The following is an 18,071-nucleotide window of genomic DNA, read 5'->3' as shown; positions in this document are numbered from 1 at the left end:
CGGCCGCCCCCCTCAGGCGAACGGCGCGAGGGCGCCGGCCCGTCAGGCGATCGCCAGGGACTGGAACAGCAGGGCGGAAGCATTGTCGACCAGCCCGGCGGCCACGCGGGCCTCCCCCGCGCCGAGCGCGGCAGCCGGCTGCCCGGGACGGCCCACCGCGGGAAGCAGGTCGTCCCCGACCCGGTCGAGGGCGGCCATCCCGCACAGCGCCAGCGCCCGGCCATAGGTCTCGCCGAGGTCGGTGAAGAGGCGCAGCGCGGTCCCGAGCAGGTCCCTGGCGCGGTCGTAGCGGTGCCGGCGCATCTCCACCGAGGCCAGCTCCAGGGTCATGGCCGCCTCTCCGCGGCGGTTCCCGGCCCGCCGCACGGCCACCAGCGCGCTCTCGGTGACCGCCCGCCAGTCGTCGCAGGCGTTGCGGGCCTCGAAGAGTGCCGCGGTGGACATCACCATTTCCCAGGCGAGTTCATCCTCGCCGAGCCGGGAGAGCTGCCGGACCACGGCGACCACCGAGGCCCGCTCGGCGTCGAACCAGGCGAGCGGGGACTCCAGCAGCCTTCCGGCCAGGTCCGGTTCGAGGGGGCGGCGCGGGGTGCTGCCGAGCAGCATGGTGAAGTTGTCGCCGAACTCCCGGCGGTGCGCCTCCCCGGCGAGGGTGAGCCAGCCCTGCCAGGCACGCTCGCGGGCCGCCCGCCGCTCCCGCTCCGGCTCCTCCGCGCCCGCCCGCTCCCGCGCGTACAGCTTCAGCAGGCTGTGGAAGCCGTAGCGGACGGCGCCGGCGCCGTCGATACCGACGACGGTGAGCAGGTTGACATCGACCAGCTGCTCGATGAGCTTTTCGGCCTCGGCGGTGGGCAGATCGAGCAGGGCGCCGCCGACCCAGGCGGCGAAGTCCGGCACCTCCAGCAGGGACAGCCTGCGGAACATCCGGGCCAGGTCCACGGGCAGGGCGCGGTAGGCGGCGGCGAAGGCGGAGCGCATCTCCAGGCCGCCCGCGCAGAGTTCGTCCAGCCGCCGCGGCTCCTCGGCGAGGCGGTCGACCAGGTGGCGGACGGACCAGTGCGGCTTGGCGGCCAGGCGGGTGGCGGCGATCCGCAGCGCCAGGGGCAGTCCGTCGCACAGGGCGCACAGGGTGTCCACCGCCGCGAGGTCGGTGGCCTCGCGGCCCTCGCCCGCGATCCGCCGGACCAGTACGGACGCCTGCCGGGCGGACAGCAGGCCGAGGGCGATATGCACCATGCCGTGGAGCGCCGCCATGTGCTCCTGTTGCTCCCTGCTGGTCACCACCACACAGCTGCGGCCGCTGCCGGGCAGCAGCGACTGGACCTGGTCGACGGTGCGGACGTTGTCCAGCAGCACCAGGACGCGGCGGTCGGCGAGGATGCTGCGGTGGAGCGAGATCCGTTCCCAGGGATCGTCGGGGATCTGCCCGCCGGGCACGCCCAGGGCCCGCAACAGGCGCCCGAGCAGCGCGTGAGCGGTGTCAGGACCCTTCCCCCGGTCGTGCTGGGAGACGTCCACATGGAGCTGCCCGTCGGGGAAGCGGTCGGCGACGCGGTGTGCCCAGTGCACCACGAGGCTGGTCTTGCCGACGCCGGCCATGCCGGTGACGAAGCCGGTGGGCGGCACCGTCCCGAGGGTGTCGCCGGCCAGCAGGGCGTCCAGCCGTCGCAGCTCCGCCTCCCGGCCGATGAAGGAGGGCACGTCCGGCGGGAGTTCGGCCGGTACGGTGCGGGCGGCCGGGGCCGCCGGCGGGCGCTCGCTCTCCTCGGCGCGGTCCGCTCCGGGCTCGTCGCGGAGGATGGCGTGGTGCAGCTGCTGGATCGACAAGCTCGGCTCCAGGCCCAGCTCCTCGACGAGCTCGTTCCGCCAGGCGCGGAAGCCCTCGGCGGCCTCGACCCGCCGCCCGGAGCGGAACTGGGCCAGCATCAGGTTGTGCCGGAACTGTTCGTGCTGGGGGTAGTCGTTCACCACGGCGGACAGCACCGGGATGAGTTCCTGGTGCCGTCCCAGCTCGAGTTCGACGCCGGTCCATACTTCGTACGCCGCCAGCCGCTTGGCCTCCAGGCGCGTCTCCGCGTCCTCCGCGAGCTGCCCGCCCACACCGCTCAGCGGCCGGCCGCTCCAGAGGTCCAGGGCCTGTTTGCAGAGCCGGCTGGCGTCCTCCAGGAAGCCTTTGCGGGCTCTGTCCCCCGCCTCGGCCACCAGCTTCTCGAACTCGCGGACATCGAGGGAGCTGCACTCGGTGTTCAGGCGGTATCCGGGGTGGGCGGTCACGATCACCGGGGCCTGCCGCCCGGCGGCCTTGAATGCCTTGCGCAAGGCGCCCACACAGATGGCGACTTGAGTGCGTGCCGAGGCCGGTGGTTCATCGCCCCAGACCGCGTCGATCAGCGCATCGACGGAGACCACCCGCCCCCAGGCCAGCGCCAGTGCGGCAACGATGATCCGCTGCCGGGGCCCTCCGATGATGACGGCCTCGTCGCCGGCTCTCGCCGACAGCGACCCCAGCAAGGTAAACGCAACCCAGTCACCCTGTGACCGCTCCCCCACGGCATACCCCCATGCCTCCTGCCGCACCGAACGTACGGCCGAGTCACCCTAGAGCAGAATCTTCGCCAAGATCGCGGGACTGGCCGAAATGTTTCGCTGATCCCCTCTTTAAGCGGGTAAAACGGAATGAACATTCCGCTGGGTACGTAGTGGTCGTCACCGTGCGGATCGCCACCGGTCAGCTTCGGGGCGGCGGTATGGGAGGGTTGCGGTGCGCGGCATATCTGTCCGGATCCGACCGTAGGTTGACTCTTTCTTGATGCTTTCCGCCCGCGGTGTGCCCGTAGTGGCGTGAACTCTCGCCACGCCTCCCAAGAGGGCGGCGCCCCGCCCCGCGCCGCACGGGCGGCGCGGGGCGCGGGGGATGGGCGCCGCAGGGAGGTGGACCGGGGGTTTCAGGCCAGGGCTACAGGCCACGATTTCGGGCCAGGGTTACAGCCCGGGGTTTCGGGCCAGGGTTACAGGCTGGGCAGATCGAAGAAGATCATGGGGTTGTGGCGGCTGTCGCGCACCGGCTCGTCCAGCCCGAGCCCCTTCTTGATCTCGGCTATCTCCGCGTACTCCGCCGGGGACTTGGCCGGGGACGGCGTGAAGAACTCCACGTTGTTGTCGGCCAGCCACTTGACGATGACGGAACCCTCACTGAAGGGCTTGGGGCGACGGCCGTGGTAGACGTCGTGCACGCTGGTGGGCGTGCCGCCGGGCACGGCCGGGAAAAGGTTCTCTATGTACCAGCGGGCAAAGCGCGCACCGTGGTCGGCGTCGATGAAGAGGTAGTCGACATCCTGCGGAATGCTGTCCAGGTTCTCGCGGACATCGCCCTTGGTGAAGGTCCACTGGCCGGTCAGTTCGCCCGGCACGTTGCGCACCACGTGGTCCACGATGTCGAACGAGTACAGGTGTCCGGTGCCGTTGTCGCGCAGCGCGCTCAGCTGCCAGATGGTGGACCAGCCGTAGAAGGTACCGATCTCCACCACCTTCGCGGGCCGCAGCTCCCGCAGACGCATGTAGGAGATCTCCGCCTCCACGTCATCCAGCTGGGCCTTCATGGCCTTGCCGCGCTCCCTCAGGAGACTGCGCTGGGCGTCCTTGACCTTCCTCAAGTCGGCCTCGTATTTGGTGTACAGCGTGCGCAGCGAATCGAGAGAGAGTGCTTCCATTGCTCCTCCAAGGAATACCGGAAGGGCCGCTCCAGCCGCTTCCGTGACGTTCAGACGGGCCGGCCCGACGGCTTGCGAGCGGTACGCCCGCGCCCGGTCCGGGACATGTTCTCCGCCTCACGGAAGGCGATGCACAGCACCACGAGCACGATCGCGAATACCGGTACCCAGCCGATACGGGCCGGCGCCCACAGCGGGTGATCGGGATTGGTGTGCAATCCGAACAACGGCCGCCCCGTTCCGAGGGAGGTCACCGTGACCGTGAGCATGGCCGTCTGATGCCAGAGAAAGATCGTGATCGCCGAAAGGTTTATCACGGTCACTCCTGCCCAGGCGAATTGCCCCGGGCAGGCCCGCAGTTCCTTCCCCGGCAGGGCACGTGTCGAGCCGGCAGGCGGCCGGCCCACCAGGCGCCGCAGCGGACCGCACAGCAGCACCGCGGCACCGCACTGGGCGAGCCCGAAGGTGACGGCGGCCAGGGTGACGGGGTTGAGATTGGAGAGCTGCGAGCCGGGGACGCCCACCATGCTCGCGGGGTAGCCGCACCACAGGATCAGCCCTGCCGTACTCACGGCGCCGGCGGCCAGCAGCACCACGGCGTACCGTCGCCGGGCGAATCCGCCCGCGGCCCAGGCCGCGCCCAGGGCGAAGGGCACCAACCAGCCCGCGAGGACGTTGCCCTGACGGGCCGTGTCGACCCAGCCGGCGTCGCCGAACACCATCCGGGCGCCGTCCGTCACCGCCACATAGCCGCCGCCCAGGACCGCCGCCGTCACGCCCGCCCGGCGCACCAGCGGCGTGAGGGCCGTCAGCAGGGCGAAGACCAGCAGGAACCACAGGGGGGACAGCACCAGGTTGAGCAGCGTGTGGATCGTCTCGTGGGCGGTGTCGGCCACGACCAGGCCGGCCAGCACCAGAAGCCACATCCCCAGCAAGGCACCCACCGGTCCGGCCAGCCGGCGCAGCCGCTGCCGCAGCCACGCGCCGTAGCCGACACCGCGCGCCCTCGCGGAGTCGTAGCCCTGGGCCGCGACCCGCCCGCCGACGAGGAAGAAGACCGCCAACGTCTGGAGTACCCACGACAGCGGGGTAAGCCCGGGCATATGGGCCAGCGGGCTGTCCCCCAGCAGATGCCCGTCCGCGCGCAGCACCACCGCGCTGACCAGCCAGTGCCCCAGCACCACACCGGTCACCGCCAGGACCCGCAGGACGTCGAGCGCCCGGTCCCGTCCGTCCGGGGTGGCCGCGTCGATCCGCAGGACCGCCGCGTGCAGCCGGTCGAGGGCTGTACGGGCTGGTGTCGTATGGGCGGGGGCCGTACGGACGGGGGCCGCACGAGCGGGGTCGGTGGCCGGCTTGGCGTCGGTGACCGGCTTGGCGTCGGCGGCCGGCCGCGCCGGACGGACCGGGCTCGCCTCGGAGCGCGTCTGAAGATCAGCCATGGGACACCGCCGCACCACGGCCGAGGCCGATCATCGCGAGGTTGCGCACGGCGAGGCCGCCGGGCTTGAAGTAGTCGCTGTGGCCGCCGCGGCCCGCGTCGAACGCGCGGGCCCCGAAGGTGCGGCTGACCGGGTCCGTACCGAACCCGATCGTGGCGCCGGGGACGCTGACGCTGGTGTGCGGCACACCGGCGATCCAGTCCTGCGCACCCCGGCCCGCCCACACCGGCACCCGCACGGCGACATCGGAGACGGACCGAAGGCCCATACCGGGGCTGCCGACGACGGCGATCCCGGCGAGGTTGTCCATCGGGGCGGCCGCGTCCGTCGGGCTCGCGACGGCACTGCCGCAGACCGCCGAGCCATAGGAGTGGCACAGGAGGGTGACCGGAGCGGCCGGATTGACCCTCTTCAACTCGGTGACGAACGTGCGCAGTTGGTTGCCGCCGGCCCGGGCGCGGGCGGTGGTGACCACATCACGGCTGAGGGTGCGCGGCGCGTGGTAGCCGAGCCAGGCCACCACCGCGACATCGGTGTCCGGGGCGAGCCGGCGCATCTCCGCCCGCACCGCACGGGCCCCGCCGGCCAGTGCGGCCTGGCGGGTACCGAGCTCGTCGAAGGTGTCGATGGTGGTGTCCGAACCGGGCACCACCACGACCACACGGTCCGCATGCGCCAGGTCGCCCAGCACCTCCACGGCCAGGCCGTCATCACGGGTGGCGAAGGAGAGGAACGTCCGTCCGTGCGCGGCGAGTCCGGCCAGATGGCCCGCCCTGGAGGTGTCGCCCATCCGGCGCGCGGCGCGCTCGGACCGCACGATGAAGTCGTGGTTGGCCTGGTACCGCTCGGCCAGGGTGTCCGCCTGGACGGCGGGCAGCCGCGGCGGGGCGGGCATGGCGTTGGCCGCCGAACCAGAAGCCGCGGCGACGGAGAAGACCATCGCACCGGCGGCCACGCAGACCGCGAACGCACGGCGCACCACGGATGCTCGCACGAGACCCGCCTTCCTGCTCACTTCGATGACAGGAAAGACGCTATTTCCCGCGCCCGCTTCGCGCGTCACCCTCAAGAGCTCACTGCCCGGGTAGCTCTCAAGTATGACGGGGGCCGCCCTTAGGGGACATCTGATGGGTCCGAGGCCGTGATGTGCGGTCTTCCGTCTTCACAGGCGCTTGGTGGCGAGGCGATGGTCGCGGGCGTCGAGAATGACGAGGTTCCTCGCCACCGCGGGCCCGTCGTCGGCGTCCCACCACTCCACGAAGGCGGCGGCGAACTCTGCGGCCTCAGCTCGCGAGTTGTAGTCGGTGGAGACTTCCACGTCATAGTCGTGGCCGGTGAGTTCGACGGTGAAGACGCGGCCGGCATGACGGGCGGTCGCTGCATCACCCTCGGGCCGGGCCCACGCGCGGAAGTCTTTGAGGAGCCGCGGGTTCGACTCCCGCTTGGTGAGGGGATGGGCCGGGGGGTGCCGCGGGGCGTCGCCGATCCCGTCATGGCAGCCGTTCACCCAGGCCCCACGGTCCCGTTCGGCCTCGGCTCCCGCCTCAAGGGCGCGACGAGCACAGCCACCCCCCACCACCTCGCGTACCGCAGCGCCTTTGCCGCCCGCGCCATAGAGCTTTTGACCTGCCGCGTACCCCGCCTCATAGGCCTTCCTGAAGTCGGGTAAGGCTGTGGGACGTTCGCCGGCCGGGCTTGATGTGCGTGTGCCGTCGGAGGTCGGTGCGCCGCCGGAGGCTGGTATGCCGTCCGGGCCGCACGCCGATACCGCCACGCATCCCACGGCCACCGTTACGGCAACCGCCATGCGCCGGAGTAAAGGGCTGTCGCCCGTACGTGAACTCATTCCTCGGTCCCCCAACGTAGGTGTGGCTCATGGGAGGAGAGCCCGCAAGCCGCCCCCTTGGTTCCCTCGCGAGAGACGTCCTCCCCGGCCCCCGGCCGGCCACTCCCACAGCTCATCGGGCACCAACAGCTCCACGCTCCACCCACCACGACCGACAAGCACCTGTCCCAGCGCCACGAGATGGCCTCTTCAGTGCACGCCCCCCAACGCGTCGTCACCCATAGCGCGGCGCGTGATGGCTTCGAAGGGTCGTTATCCCGCCCGAGTTGTCCGGCCGGCGGGCACGGAGTATGGCAAGGGCCATGACGACGCTCCACGCGTCCAGCGCGCAGGCGGCGATACGTTCCAGGCTGCCCAGCCCGATTCCGGGATCGTGCTGACCGAAGAACATCCATGCCGCAAGCACCGCGGCGACAGCCAGGGAGAGGGTTACGCTTCGCCGCCTGCCGAAGAGGGAATCTCGGGAGGAAAATCCGGCGAGGAGGAGCCCGAGATTTCCCAGCCCCATGATGAGAAGCGCGCCCCCGACATGAAGGTTCTCGTCGACGTCTGCGGGAACAAGGCCGACCACAATCCACCCAACGGCACCGACGGCCAGCAGAATGCGGGAACTTGCCGATATCCCACCGCGGCCCCAGCAGGGTCCGGTCAGCAGCATGCCGGCGAGCAGTAGACCACCGTGGACGGCGAAGCCGGCGTTCATGGCCTCGTGCAGCGGCGAGCACACATACCGAGGCCGGGAGTCATCCCACATCCGGCAGCTGACATTGCCGAGATCGCTGATGTTGTTCTCCGCCCAGCTGTAGGGAGTGCGCCAGCCTGACTCCACGGCCAACTGCACGACGACGAACTGCACGACGGCAACAATCCATGCCGCGGCGCCGATCCTTGTGATCACGGAGGTGCGGAATTCGGAGTGCGACGCGGATCTCGTTTTCATCATGGCCTTTCAGGCGCCGGCTCGGGAACTTTTCTGTCGTGAACGTTCTCAGGCGACGGTGCTCCTGCGCATCGCTGCTACGGGGGAATTCGGAGCCCCCGGAAGGGGGGCCGGTACTGGCTATTTCGAGGGAGGCGCGCCGGAGGGCCCGAAGGTACGGTGCAGGCACTCCCGTCCCAGTGGGACAGACAACTTGGCGACAATCGCGAAATAACGCGGGAATAACGGCTCTGGCTACGGTGGCGGACGGCTCGGATTCCCGAGCGCTCAGCCGAGACTCATCAGCCGAGACCGATCCGCCGAAGGGAAAACCCATGCGCAAGACCCGTCACCGCGCTCCCGTCCTCGCTGCCTTTTCCGCGGTCGCCCTGCTCGCCGGCACCGGCCCCGCCCAGGCTGCCACCGGCGTCATAGACGTCCACATGTACCAGGGCGAACGGAACGTCTCCAACCCGGAGAACGGCAAGTGCTACAACGTCTCCAACGGGTACAACGACGGCCGGCTCCTGGTCACCAACAAGACCGACCGCAAGGTCAAGGTCTTCGTCGGCACCGACTGCAAGGGCACGGCGGACGCCGTGGTCGAGCCGGGCGCGACGTACCGGGCCAGCGAGAGCTGGGGCATGCTCTTCTACATCCGCAGCGTCCAGGCGATCTGAGACGCCACCGGCAAGGGCCGGCGGGAGGGATACCAGCTCCCGCCCGCCGGCCCTTGCCGGAAGGTCATCAGCATCGCAGCACCACTGCCAACGGCGTTGCTGCCGCAGCGTCATCGTCAGGCGCGTGTACGGTACTTCGCCACGCACAGGGGCGTGAACACCGCGATGAATCCGACGCTCCATGCCACGGCCATCATCGCCGAGTGGGCGACCGGGCCGCCGACCATCAGATTGCGGGCGGCGTCCACGACCATGGTCATCGGGTTGTTCTCGACGAAGACCCGGAGCCAGGACGGCATGGTGTCCGGGGCGACGAAGATGGAACTGCCGAACTGCAGTGGCACCATCGCCAGCGTGCTCACGCTCTGGACGGTCTCCATCCCCCGTGCTGCCAGGCCGATGAACGCCTGCAGCAGGCACAGGGCGACCCCGTACAGCAGCAGCACCCCGACTGCCGCGACCGTGGCGGCGACGGAGGTGTGCACCCGGAAGCCGATGAGGAACCCGAAGGCCAGCACCATCAGCAGACCGGCCAGGACGCGGACCGCGTCGGCGAGGATACGGCCGATGAGCACCGCCGAACGGGCCACCGGCATCGACCGGTAGCGGTCCATCACCCCGCTGGCGAAGTCCATGTTGAGGGCGATGCCCGAGGTACGGCAGGTGGTGGTGAGGGTCAGCGCCATGATGCCGGGCATCAGGTACTGCCGGTACTGCGCGCTGTCCCCGGCGATCGCGCCGCCGAAGCCGTAGATGAAGACCAGCGACAGCGTCACCGGCATCAGGGTGGCGTCGATGATCTGGCCCGGGCTGGCCGCCGCCTTGCGCAGATTGCGGCGGCTGAGCGCCAGCGAGTGACGCACCAGCGGGCGCACTCCCCGCCCCTGGGAGGTCCGTGTCGCGGCGCCCGGCGCCATGGTCGGTGAACTCATGCCGCGCTCCTCGCCGACAGTGCTCCGGCCTGCGCCTGCGGGGCCCGGTCGGCCCCGGTCAGCGTCAGGAATACCTCGTCCAGGCTGGGCATGTGCACCGTCAGCCCGGCGAGCGGGATGCCGGTCTGCCCGACCGTCCGGACGACCTCACTCAGCTGGGCGCCGTCGCCGGACAGGGGCAGCTGAATCTGCCCGGTCTCCTCGTCGGGCGCGGTGGTGGGGTGCCCTTGGACCTCCAGGGCCCGCCGCAGCGCGGCCGCGTCCCTCACCTGCTCGGGCCGGACGCACAGCACCTGGCCGCCCAGACGCGAGCGCAGCTCCTCGGTCCTGCCGCGGGCGATGACCCGGCCACGGTCGATGACGACCAGCGAGTCGGCCAGCGCCTCGGCCTCCTCCATGTACTGGGTGGTGAGCAGCACGGTGGTGCCCTGGCCGGCCAGCCGGCGCACCTCGGCCCACAGGGCGTTGCGGCTGTGCGGGTCGAGTCCGGTGGTCGGCTCGTCCAGGCACAGCACCCGGGGCTCGCCCACCAGGCTGGCGGCCAGGTCGAGGCGGCGGCGCATTCCGCCGGAGTAGCCGCCGACCGGCCGCGCACCGGCTTCGGTGAGGCCGAAGCGCTCCAGCATCTCGTCGGCCCGCGCCCTGGCGGTGCGGCGGGGGAGGTTGAACAGCCGGGAGATGACGTAAAGGTTCTCCCGGCCGGAGATGTCCTCGTCCACCGAGGCGTACTGGCCGGTGAGCCCGATCAGTGCGCGGACCTCGCGGGCCTGGCGCACCACGTCGTAGCCGCACACCAGGGCCCGCCCGCTGTCGGGCTTGATCAGGGTGGAGACCATTTTGACCGTCGTGGTCTTGCCCGCGCCGTTGGGGCCGAGCAGTCCGAGCACGTGGCCGGCGGGTACCTCGAGGCTCACCCCCCTGACCACCGGATTGCCGCCGTAGCTCTTGGCCAGATCCTCGATGAGGAGGGCAGGAGTCATGAGGTCCTGGTTCTTTCCGTAGTGGTTCGCGCCGGCCGCCCGGCGCCGGCCGCTCGCGGCGGACGGCCGCGGGCAGTGCCGGGTGGTGCCGGACAGCGGCGGACGGTGCCGGGCGGCGGCGAAAAACAGCGCCGGGCGGTGCCGGGCGGCTGCTCAGTCGAGGACGTAGCCGTCCTGCACCCGCATGCCGCGGGAGCGGCGCAGGTCGTTGACGACGAAGGTGCGCTGCAGCCAGCGGTCCTTGCCGTCGTAGCGCGGGATGAAGGCCGAACGGCCGTGCGTGGTGATGCGGTTGTCGACGATCGCCAGGTCGCCGGGGGCGAGCACGGTGCTCAGGGAGGTCCGGTCGAACGCGTCCTGGAGCTCGGCCATCGCGTCGGCCGCTCGCGGGGTGAGCGGCTCGGTGGCGGCGAAGTCGATGCACAGGTCGGGATCGTCGGGCGCGCCGCTCAGGACCGGCCGCGGCTCGGTGGGGACGCCGCCCGAACCGCCGAAGGAGGGCGGCGGGGCGGTACGGAACTCCGCGCTGCGCAGGACCTCTTGGGTCTGGTCGCTCAGCAGCGGCAGTGCCGCGCGGATGCCCGCGGTGCGCAGGCCGGCGACCCTTTCGTGGTCGGCGCGCAGGCACAGCAGCATGACGTAGTCGGGCCGGTGCGGGTGGAAGGCGTTCTCGGTGTGGAAGGTCAGCAGGACCGAGCCGGCGTTGCCCTGGAAGTCCTCCTTGCCGGGGACCGGAACCACGTCCTGGACCAGCGCGCCGGTCTTCTCCGGGCGGAACGCGGCGGGGTCGCCGAGGCCGCAGGCGACCATCATCAGCACCGCCGCGGAGATGCTGGCCTCCTGCTGCACCGAGTGGGCGGTGGACGGGGTGGCAGGCAGCGTCGCGCCGCCCACGGGCAGGCCGCGGACCAGCAGGACACCGCTGGGGCCGGAGTCCCTGCGGAACTCGCCCAGTGGCGCGCGCAGCCCGGCGGGGAGCTCGTTCCACTCCCGGCGGGCGGCGTCGACCCACTCGTGGCTGTCGACCTTGCCGTCCGCGGCCCGGTGCAACCGTCGGGCGACCACATCGGTCTGCGTGGCGTCGTCGCCCGCTATCGTCACGACCGTCGCCTGTGCGCCGGTCTCCAGTACCACAGTCATCGAGCTTCACCTTCTGGTGGAACGTGTAGGTGTACGGGCCCTGACGGCTGCCGTCACGGGCCGGCGGCGGCGCCGCGCGGTCAGCCGGCGCTCTCCATGGCGCGGACCAGGCTCAGCGGGCGCATGTCGGTCCACTGCTCGGAGATGAAAGCGAGGATGTCCTCGCGGCTGCCCTCTTCACGGGCGGGGCGCCAGCCGGCCGGCACGTCGGCGAAGACGGGCCACAGGGAGTACTGGCCCTCGTCGTTGACGAGGGCGAGGTAGCGGGCGTCGTTGTCCTCGAACGGGTTGGTGCTCATTGTCGTGCGCCTCTTTCCGGGTTCTTGGTGGTGGTTTGGCTGTCGTGGGGTGGGCGGCGGCCCGGCCAGGGTCTGAAGACAGGCCCTGGCGCTAGGACAGCGCGGTCAAGGGGAGGGGTGCGGGGTCGGCACCAGCACCGGCACCGGCACCGATGTCGGAGTCTGCACCGGCACCGGAATCGGCACCGGCATCCGCACCGGCACCGAGCACGCCCGGCCCGTAGACGCCCTGCACCCAGTTGGTGAGGTAGACGGTGTCCAGGTAGCGCTCCCCCAGGTCGGGGGCGAGCGCCACGGCTTCGCGCCGCGCGCCGCCCGCGTGTTCGGCCAGCCAGCGGGCGGCTCCGCTGACGACCGTTCCGGTGGAGCCGCCGAACAGGAAGCCGCGGGCGGCGAGCCGGTGGCACATCCGGAGGGTGTCGGGTTCGGGCACCATCACCACGTCGTCGACGAAGGACTCGTCCAGCAGCGACGGGCGCACTCCGGTGCCCAGGCCCGGGATCATGCGCGGGGCCGGCGGGTGGCCGAAGGTGACCGAGCCGACGCTGTCCACGGCCACCACGCGGACGCCGGGGCGGTGCTCCTTGAACCAGCGGGCGCAGCCCATCAGCGTTCCGGTGGTGCCCGCGCCGACGAACAGGACGTCCAGGCCGGGGTGGCTGCGGGCGATGGCGGGCGCAGTGCGGCGGTGGTGGGCCTGCCAGTTGGCGTGGTTGGTGTACTGGTTGAGCCAGACGTACCGCTCGTCCTGCTCGCACAGCGCCTGGACGTGTGCGATCCGCGCGGCCAGGAATCCGCCCTCGTGCGCCGGTTCGGTGATGGTGTGCACCACGGCGCCGAGGGCCTCCATCAGCCGTTTGGCGGCGAGGTTGCACCGCGCGTCGGTGACGCAGACGAAGCCGTAGCCCTTGCTTGCCGCGATGACGCTGAGGGCGACGCCCAGGTTCCCCGAGGAGGACTCCACCAGGATCGATCCGGGGGCGAGCTGCCCCGACTCCTCCGCGGCCTCCACCATGGCGACGGCGGCCTTCTGCTTGACGGAGCCGGTGAAGTTGAACCCCTCGCACTTCAGGTGCAGCGGGATGCCGAGCACCGCGTCGAGGTCGACGTACAGGTCTTCCTCGTTGAACTCATGGGGCGCCGAAATGATCGGCACGAGACCTCCCTGCCTGGCCGGGCGTTGATGCGGTGGACTGCGTCAGCCGTAGCGCTGCATCTCATGGAAGAAGTCGTCGACGACGTTCAGCTGTCCCAGGGCGCGGACGGCGTCGTAGACGTGCTTGCCGAGTGCGAGATCGAGGACGCCCAGGCCGAAGGGGGAGAAGAACACCGGGCGGTCGGCGGCCGGGCTCAGCTTCCCGGTCAGCACGTCATGGAGCGTGCCGTGGACGAAGTCGCGGTGCCCCAGCTGCTGTTCGGCGAGGTGGAGAGAGGTGTTGGCCTTCAGGCAGTGCTCGACGTCGTCGACGATGTTGGTGCCGGTCAGCACGACCTCGGGCGCCAGGTCGCGCAACGAGACATGCAGCACCAGCGGGTTGTGGGCGAACAGGCCCGGGTCGGTGACGTGCGGGGTGCCGGCGATGGTGGCGAAGACGACGAGGTCCGAGGAGCGGATCAGGTCCTCGGGAGTGTCGTGGACGGTGACACTGCCGGTCTCACCGGACTGGTCGAGGTACGCGGTGAAACCGGCCGCGTGCTCGGCGGACAGGTCGTGCACGCCGACCTCGTCGAACCGCCAGCCGGTGTCGTGCAGCAGGCGGTGGATGAAGCGGGCGATGAGGCCGACGCCGAAGAAGCCGATCCGGGCCGGGCGGGTGCGGGTGGCAGCGATCCGGTCGGCGGCCAGCGCGGCGGAGGCGGCGGTGCGCACCGCGCTGATGATGGAGCTCTCCAGGCAGGCGAACGGGTACCCGGTCTCGTGGTCGTTGAGGATGAGGACGGCGGAGGCCCGGGGGATGCCGGCCGCCACGTTCTCCGGGAAGCTGGAGATCCACTTCACTCCGTCGGTGCGGATCCGGCCGCCGATGGAGGCGGGCAGCGCGATGATCCGCGAGGACGGCTTCTCGGGGAAGCGCAGGAAGTACGAGGGCGGGTTGACGGTGTCGCCCTCGCCGTGCAGGCGGTAGGCGGCCTCGATCAGGTCCACCACCTCCTGGCCGCGGCCGTCGAGAACCTGACTGACCTGCGCTCCGGGGATCACCGCAAAGGAGGGCGCCGGGTGTTGCTGGGACATGAAGAGCTCCGTGGAGAAGTGCGGGGGTGGACGGTCAGACGCCCGTGGGGCGGACCGGTACATCGGTGCGTACGTGACCGGTGAGGCGCACCGGATCGGCGAAGAGCGCCACGACCTCGCGGTCGCCCTGGTAGGCCTCGCGGCTGTGCGCCATCCGCAGGTTGTCGACAACCAGAAGGTCGCCGTCCTGCCAGGGTTCGCGCGAAGTGGCCGCGGTGTAGGCGGCGTTGATGGTTTCGATGATGTCCTCGGTGATGGCGTCGCCCTTGCCGAAGCGGGTGTTGAAGGGCAGCGAGTCCGGGCCGTAGAAGGAGGTCAGGTACTCCCGGACGGCCGGGTCCAGGGTCAGCTCGTTGAGGAAGGCGATCTGGTTGAACCACAGTCGCTCGCCGGTGACGGGGTGGGCCACCACCGCGGCTCGCCGCTGGCGGGTGCGCAGCGCGCCGTCCGCAGGCCACTGGTGCTCGATGGCGTGGCCGGCGCAGTACGCGGCCGCCTCGACACGGTCGTCGGAGCCGAAGGATTCGAGCAGGCTGACGCCCACCTCGCGGTAGTCGCGGTCCAGCAGCCAGCCCTCGCGCTCGAAGCGCTCGACGAGGTCGGCGGGCAGGGTGCCCAGCAGCGTCCGGGCGTCGGCGACCGCGGTGGCGCCGCCGGAGACGGGCGCGGTCAGGCAGCCGAACAGGGCGAGGGAGGGCACCTCGACGGCGTAGCTCAACTCGTGGTGCATGCACATCGGTTCGTCGGCCGGCCACTGGGAGGCGGAGTAGACGCCGTCGCCGTGGTCGGTGCGGCTGGTGAAGCCCTCGCGCTCGGTCATCGGGGTCACCCCGAGCCACCGCGCGGCCCGCGCCAGGTCCGTGGGGGCGGCCAGGCCGAGACCCCGCACGAGCAGGGCACCGTGCCGGGCGACCAGGTCCCTGACCGCCTGTCCTGGCAGCGTCCCGAAGTCCGCGCCGGGGACCTCCAGCAGGGGGGTGCGGCCCGCTTCGAGGATCGGCTCGCGGCCGTCGGGGAGTGCCGCGCCGGTCGTGGTGCTGTCGGTCGTGACCGTCATCGGGTTGCCTTTCTGGGCGGTCTGGCGGCGTACGGGCAGGGGCGGGCCGCCGGTACGCAGGAGGTGGTGGGTCCGGCCGCCGGGGCCGGTACGGGAGGGGCGGGCGCCCGGTGGTGTCAGGCGACGGTGGTGTTCCCTGCGGCCCGCTCGTCCAGCAGGGCGGCGAGGTCGGCGAGCACCGGCCGGTTCATCAGCTCCGCGGGCGTCACCGTGCGGTCCAGGGCGACCGCGAGCCGCAGCAGGGCCAGCGAGGTGCCGCCGGCCTCGAAGAAGTGGGTGTCCCTGCCGACGGTGCCGGCGGGGAGCTTGAGGGCGGCCGCCCACAGCGCGGCGAGCTTGCGCTCGTGGTCCGTGCGGGGTTGCTGGAACTCCCCTTCAGAAGCGCCGAGTTCGTCCGCCGTACGGGTCAGTGCCTTGCGGTCGATCTTGCCGTTGGCGGTGAGCGGCAGGGCGGGCAGGTAGTGGATACGGCCGGGGACCATGTACGCGGGCAGGGCGGTGCCCAGCTCCTTGCCGACGGTCTGCGCGGGCAGCTCCTGGGCGGCGGAGTAGAAGGCCACCAGTTGCTTGTGCTCGCCCTCGCCGGTGATGACGACGGCGCTGTCGCGCACTCCGGACACCCGCAGCAGCTGGTTTTCCACCTCGCCGATCTCGATGCGGAACCCGCTGATCTTCACCTGGGCGTCACGGCGGCCCAGGAACTCCAGCCGCCCGTCCGGCAGCCAGCGGCCGAAGTCACCGGAGCGGTACATCCGGGCGCCGGGGTGGTGCGGGTCGGGGACGAACGCGGCGCGGGTGCGCTCCTCGTCGTTGACATAGCCGCGGCCGACGCAGACGCCGGAGAAGACGATCTCGCCGGACGAGCCGAGCGGCACCGGACGCAGCAGTTCGTCGACGACGTAGATCCGCACGCCGGCGATCGGACGGCCCAGCGGCACCGACGCCTGCTCGGGCACCCCGCGCATGACTTCGTGGTTGGTGTCGTCGGAGGTCTCGGTCAGGCCGTAGGCGTTGGCCAGCGCGACGTCGGGGAAGGCGGCGAACCAGCGTGCCACCAGATCCTTCTTCAGGGCCTCGCCGGTCGCCGAGACACAGCGCAGGTGGGGCAGTTCGCGGGGGTGGCGCTCCAGTTCGGTCAGCACCACCTCCAGGTAGGAGGGGACGACCTGGACGACCTCGACGCGGGCGCGCTCCAGCGTCTCGACGAAGCGCGCCACGTCCAGGACGGCGGTCTGCTCGATGATGCGGGTGCGGCCGCCGACGGCGAGGGCGGCGACCAGCTGCCACAGCGAGATGTCGAAGCACTGCGGTGCGCTCTGCGCCACCACCCCGCCCTCGCGGACCCCGAAGTCCTCGATCTTGGCGAGGAGGTGGTTGAGGAATCCGTCGTGCTCGCACAGGGCGCCCTTGGGCTTGCCGGTGGAGCCGGAGGTGAAGTAGATGTACGCGCCCTGCGAGGCGGCGACGGGCAGTCCGGGGTCGGTGTCGGGGTGGTCCGCGGCGAGCACGTCGTCGAGGTGGTGCGCGACGGCACCGGGGGCGGCGCGCAACGCCTCGGGCAGCCCGGCGCAGGCATCGCGCTCGGCGAGTACGTGGCGGCACTCGCTGCGGGTGAGCATGTCGGCGATCCGGCCCGCGGGGAAGTGCGGCTCCACCGGGAGGTAGACGCCGCCCGCCTTGAGGACGCCGAGCACGGCCGCGAGCCATTCCAGGGTGCGCTCGCTGACCACGGCGACGGCGTTCTCGTCGCGCAGGCCCTGGGCGCGCAGGGCGTGGGCGATGCGGTTGGCGCGGGCGTTGAGTTCGCGGTAGGTCCAGGAGCGTTCGCCCTGCTCGGCGGCGATGTCCTGCGGACGCAGCCGGACCTGCTCCTCGAAGAGCTGGTGGACCCGGCGGTCGGGCAGGTCGCGCTGCGGGCCGGCCAGCCCGTCGAGCTGGTGGGCGGTCTCCTGCTTGGAGACCGGGCTCCAGTCGTGGTGGCCTTCCTCGGGCCGGCAGGCGAGCGCGTCCAGGGCCGCCAGCAGATAGCCGGAGATCCGCCCGGCCTGGTCGGCGTCGAGCGCGCACGGGCGGTGGCCGAGGACGAGTTCCGGCTGCGGGCCGGTCGTGTCCAGGCCCACGGCGAGCACGGTCTCGGGGGCCAGGTCGTCCGCGCGCGGGGCCCGGCCCGCGACCACGAGCGTGTCGAAGAGGGCTTGGGGGTCCTCGGTCTCGGCGCGCAGTTCCGCAAGGGCCGCGGCCGGCCGGCCGGTCACCGCCGCGGCGGCGCGGGCGGCGGTGTGCAGCAGGGCCCGCCAGGGGCCGTCGGCCACCGGTACCGGGCAGGGCAGCGCCTGCGGCGCCGGGCCGTCGCCGCTCAGGTAGCCGACCACGACGGCGGAGTCGGAGGTCAGCGCGGCCAGCACCCGTGCGCAGGCGGCCAGGAGCAGGGTGCCGGGGTCCGTGGCGAGGTCGTCCGCCTGCCGCCGCACCGCCTGTGCCGCCGCGGCCGGCAGGGCCGTCCGGTGTTCGGCGACGGCGCCCGGTTCGGCGTACTCGCCGGCCCACCGGGGTATGGGCGTGTAGCCGCCCTCGGCGAGCACCCGCTGCCAGAATTCCCGGTCCGTCACCGGGTCGGCAGTCGTGTGCCCCGGTGCGGGCCGGCTGTGCTGCCCGTCCTGCCGAACCTTCACTCGCGTTACCTTCCATCGCGAACGTCCGGCCGGACGTTCTTCAGCATCTGTGCAATGGCCGGTAACGACGCTAGGACGCCGCATTATTGGCGAGATATTGGTTTGGAACCCCGGGGTTATCGCTCCGCCCGGCGCCGTACGAACGGGACGACGACCGCCCC

At 71.4% G+C, this 18,071-nt stretch carries 15 protein-coding genes; 1 reads left to right on the top strand and 14 read right to left on the bottom strand.

Annotation, left to right across the window (positions count from 1 at the left end):
- Window positions 1-42: 42 nt before the first annotated feature.
- The 6 genes from ABR737_RS35890 to ABR737_RS35865 form a co-directional block, all read right to left on the bottom strand.
- Entirely contained in the window at window positions 43-2,511 is a 2,469-nt protein-coding gene (locus ABR737_RS35890) for an AfsR/SARP family transcriptional regulator (RefSeq protein WP_350255274.1), read from the bottom strand.
- Window positions 2,512-3,008: 497 nt separating this feature from the next.
- A complete protein-coding gene (locus tag ABR737_RS35885) occupies window positions 3,009-3,710 on the bottom strand; it encodes a class I SAM-dependent methyltransferase (RefSeq protein WP_350255273.1) in 702 nt (233 codons plus the stop codon).
- A gap of 50 nt (window positions 3,711-3,760) precedes the next feature.
- Window positions 3,761-5,152: an acyltransferase family protein gene (locus ABR737_RS35880; RefSeq protein ID WP_350255271.1), complete on the bottom strand. Its 1,392-nt coding sequence runs from the start codon at window positions 5,150-5,152 to the stop codon at window positions 3,761-3,763.
- The gene (locus tag ABR737_RS35875) at window positions 5,145-6,146 is read right to left on the bottom strand and encodes an alpha/beta hydrolase (RefSeq protein WP_350255270.1); all 1,002 of its coding nucleotides are present in this window, start codon (window positions 6,144-6,146) and stop codon (window positions 5,145-5,147) included. Before ABR737_RS35875 ends, ABR737_RS35880 begins: the two co-directional genes overlap by 8 nt.
- A 168-nt stretch (window positions 6,147-6,314) precedes the next feature.
- Window positions 6,315-6,659: a hypothetical protein gene (locus ABR737_RS35870; RefSeq protein ID WP_350255269.1), complete on the bottom strand. Its 345-nt coding sequence runs from the start codon at window positions 6,657-6,659 to the stop codon at window positions 6,315-6,317.
- Window positions 6,660-7,212: 553 nt separating this feature from the next.
- Complete coding sequence (locus ABR737_RS35865) at window positions 7,213-7,896, bottom strand: DUF998 domain-containing protein (RefSeq protein ID WP_350255268.1); 684 nt, start codon at window positions 7,894-7,896, stop codon at window positions 7,213-7,215.
- 356 nt (window positions 7,897-8,252) lie between these two features.
- Between ABR737_RS35865 and ABR737_RS35860 the strand changes: the two genes are divergently transcribed.
- Window positions 8,253-8,597, top strand: a complete 345-nt coding sequence (locus ABR737_RS35860; RefSeq protein ID WP_350255266.1) for a hypothetical protein — start codon at window positions 8,253-8,255, stop codon at window positions 8,595-8,597.
- Between the two features lie 116 nt (window positions 8,598-8,713).
- On the opposite strand, the gene ABR737_RS35855 is transcribed toward ABR737_RS35860, so the two are convergent.
- From ABR737_RS35855 to ABR737_RS35820, 8 genes are all read right to left on the bottom strand, one after another.
- Window positions 8,714-9,529, bottom strand: a complete 816-nt coding sequence (locus ABR737_RS35855) for an ABC transporter permease (protein ID WP_350255265.1) — start codon at window positions 9,527-9,529, stop codon at window positions 8,714-8,716.
- On the bottom strand, window positions 9,526-10,509 hold the full coding sequence (locus ABR737_RS35850) for an ATP-binding cassette domain-containing protein (protein ID WP_350255264.1): 984 nt from the start codon (window positions 10,507-10,509) through the stop codon (window positions 9,526-9,528). The genes ABR737_RS35855 and ABR737_RS35850 overlap by 4 nt, the downstream gene beginning before the upstream one ends.
- 153 nt (window positions 10,510-10,662) lie before the next feature.
- Entirely contained in the window at window positions 10,663-11,649 is a 987-nt protein-coding gene (locus tag ABR737_RS35845; protein WP_350255262.1) for a TauD/TfdA family dioxygenase, read from the bottom strand.
- An 80-nt stretch (window positions 11,650-11,729) separates the two neighbouring features.
- Window positions 11,730-11,948: an MbtH family protein gene (locus ABR737_RS35840; RefSeq protein ID WP_350255260.1), complete on the bottom strand. Its 219-nt coding sequence runs from the start codon at window positions 11,946-11,948 to the stop codon at window positions 11,730-11,732.
- Window positions 11,949-12,039: 91 nt separating this feature from the next.
- Window positions 12,040-13,104 (bottom strand): 2,3-diaminopropionate biosynthesis protein SbnA, encoded by a 1,065-nt coding sequence (sbnA, locus tag ABR737_RS35835; protein ID WP_350255259.1) that lies wholly within the window; start codon window positions 13,102-13,104, stop codon window positions 12,040-12,042.
- Between the two features lie 42 nt (window positions 13,105-13,146).
- Window positions 13,147-14,181: a 2,3-diaminopropionate biosynthesis protein SbnB gene (gene sbnB / locus ABR737_RS35830; RefSeq protein WP_350255257.1), complete on the bottom strand. Its 1,035-nt coding sequence runs from the start codon at window positions 14,179-14,181 to the stop codon at window positions 13,147-13,149.
- Between the two features lie 34 nt (window positions 14,182-14,215).
- The gene (locus ABR737_RS35825) at window positions 14,216-15,238 is read right to left on the bottom strand and encodes a TauD/TfdA family dioxygenase (protein ID WP_350255256.1); all 1,023 of its coding nucleotides are present in this window, start codon (window positions 15,236-15,238) and stop codon (window positions 14,216-14,218) included.
- A 116-nt stretch (window positions 15,239-15,354) separates the two neighbouring features.
- Window positions 15,355-17,910, bottom strand: a complete 2,556-nt coding sequence (locus ABR737_RS35820; RefSeq protein ID WP_350255254.1) for an amino acid adenylation domain-containing protein — start codon at window positions 17,908-17,910, stop codon at window positions 15,355-15,357.
- Window positions 17,911-18,071: the final 161 nt, after the last annotated feature.

The sequence above is a fragment of the Streptomyces sp. Edi2 genome, from assembly GCF_040253635.1.
Taxonomy (GTDB): Bacteria; Actinomycetota; Actinomycetes; order Streptomycetales; family Streptomycetaceae; genus Streptomyces.
Note: the sequence above shows the minus strand (reverse complement) of the source record. Positions and strands in the feature narration are given on the sequence as shown.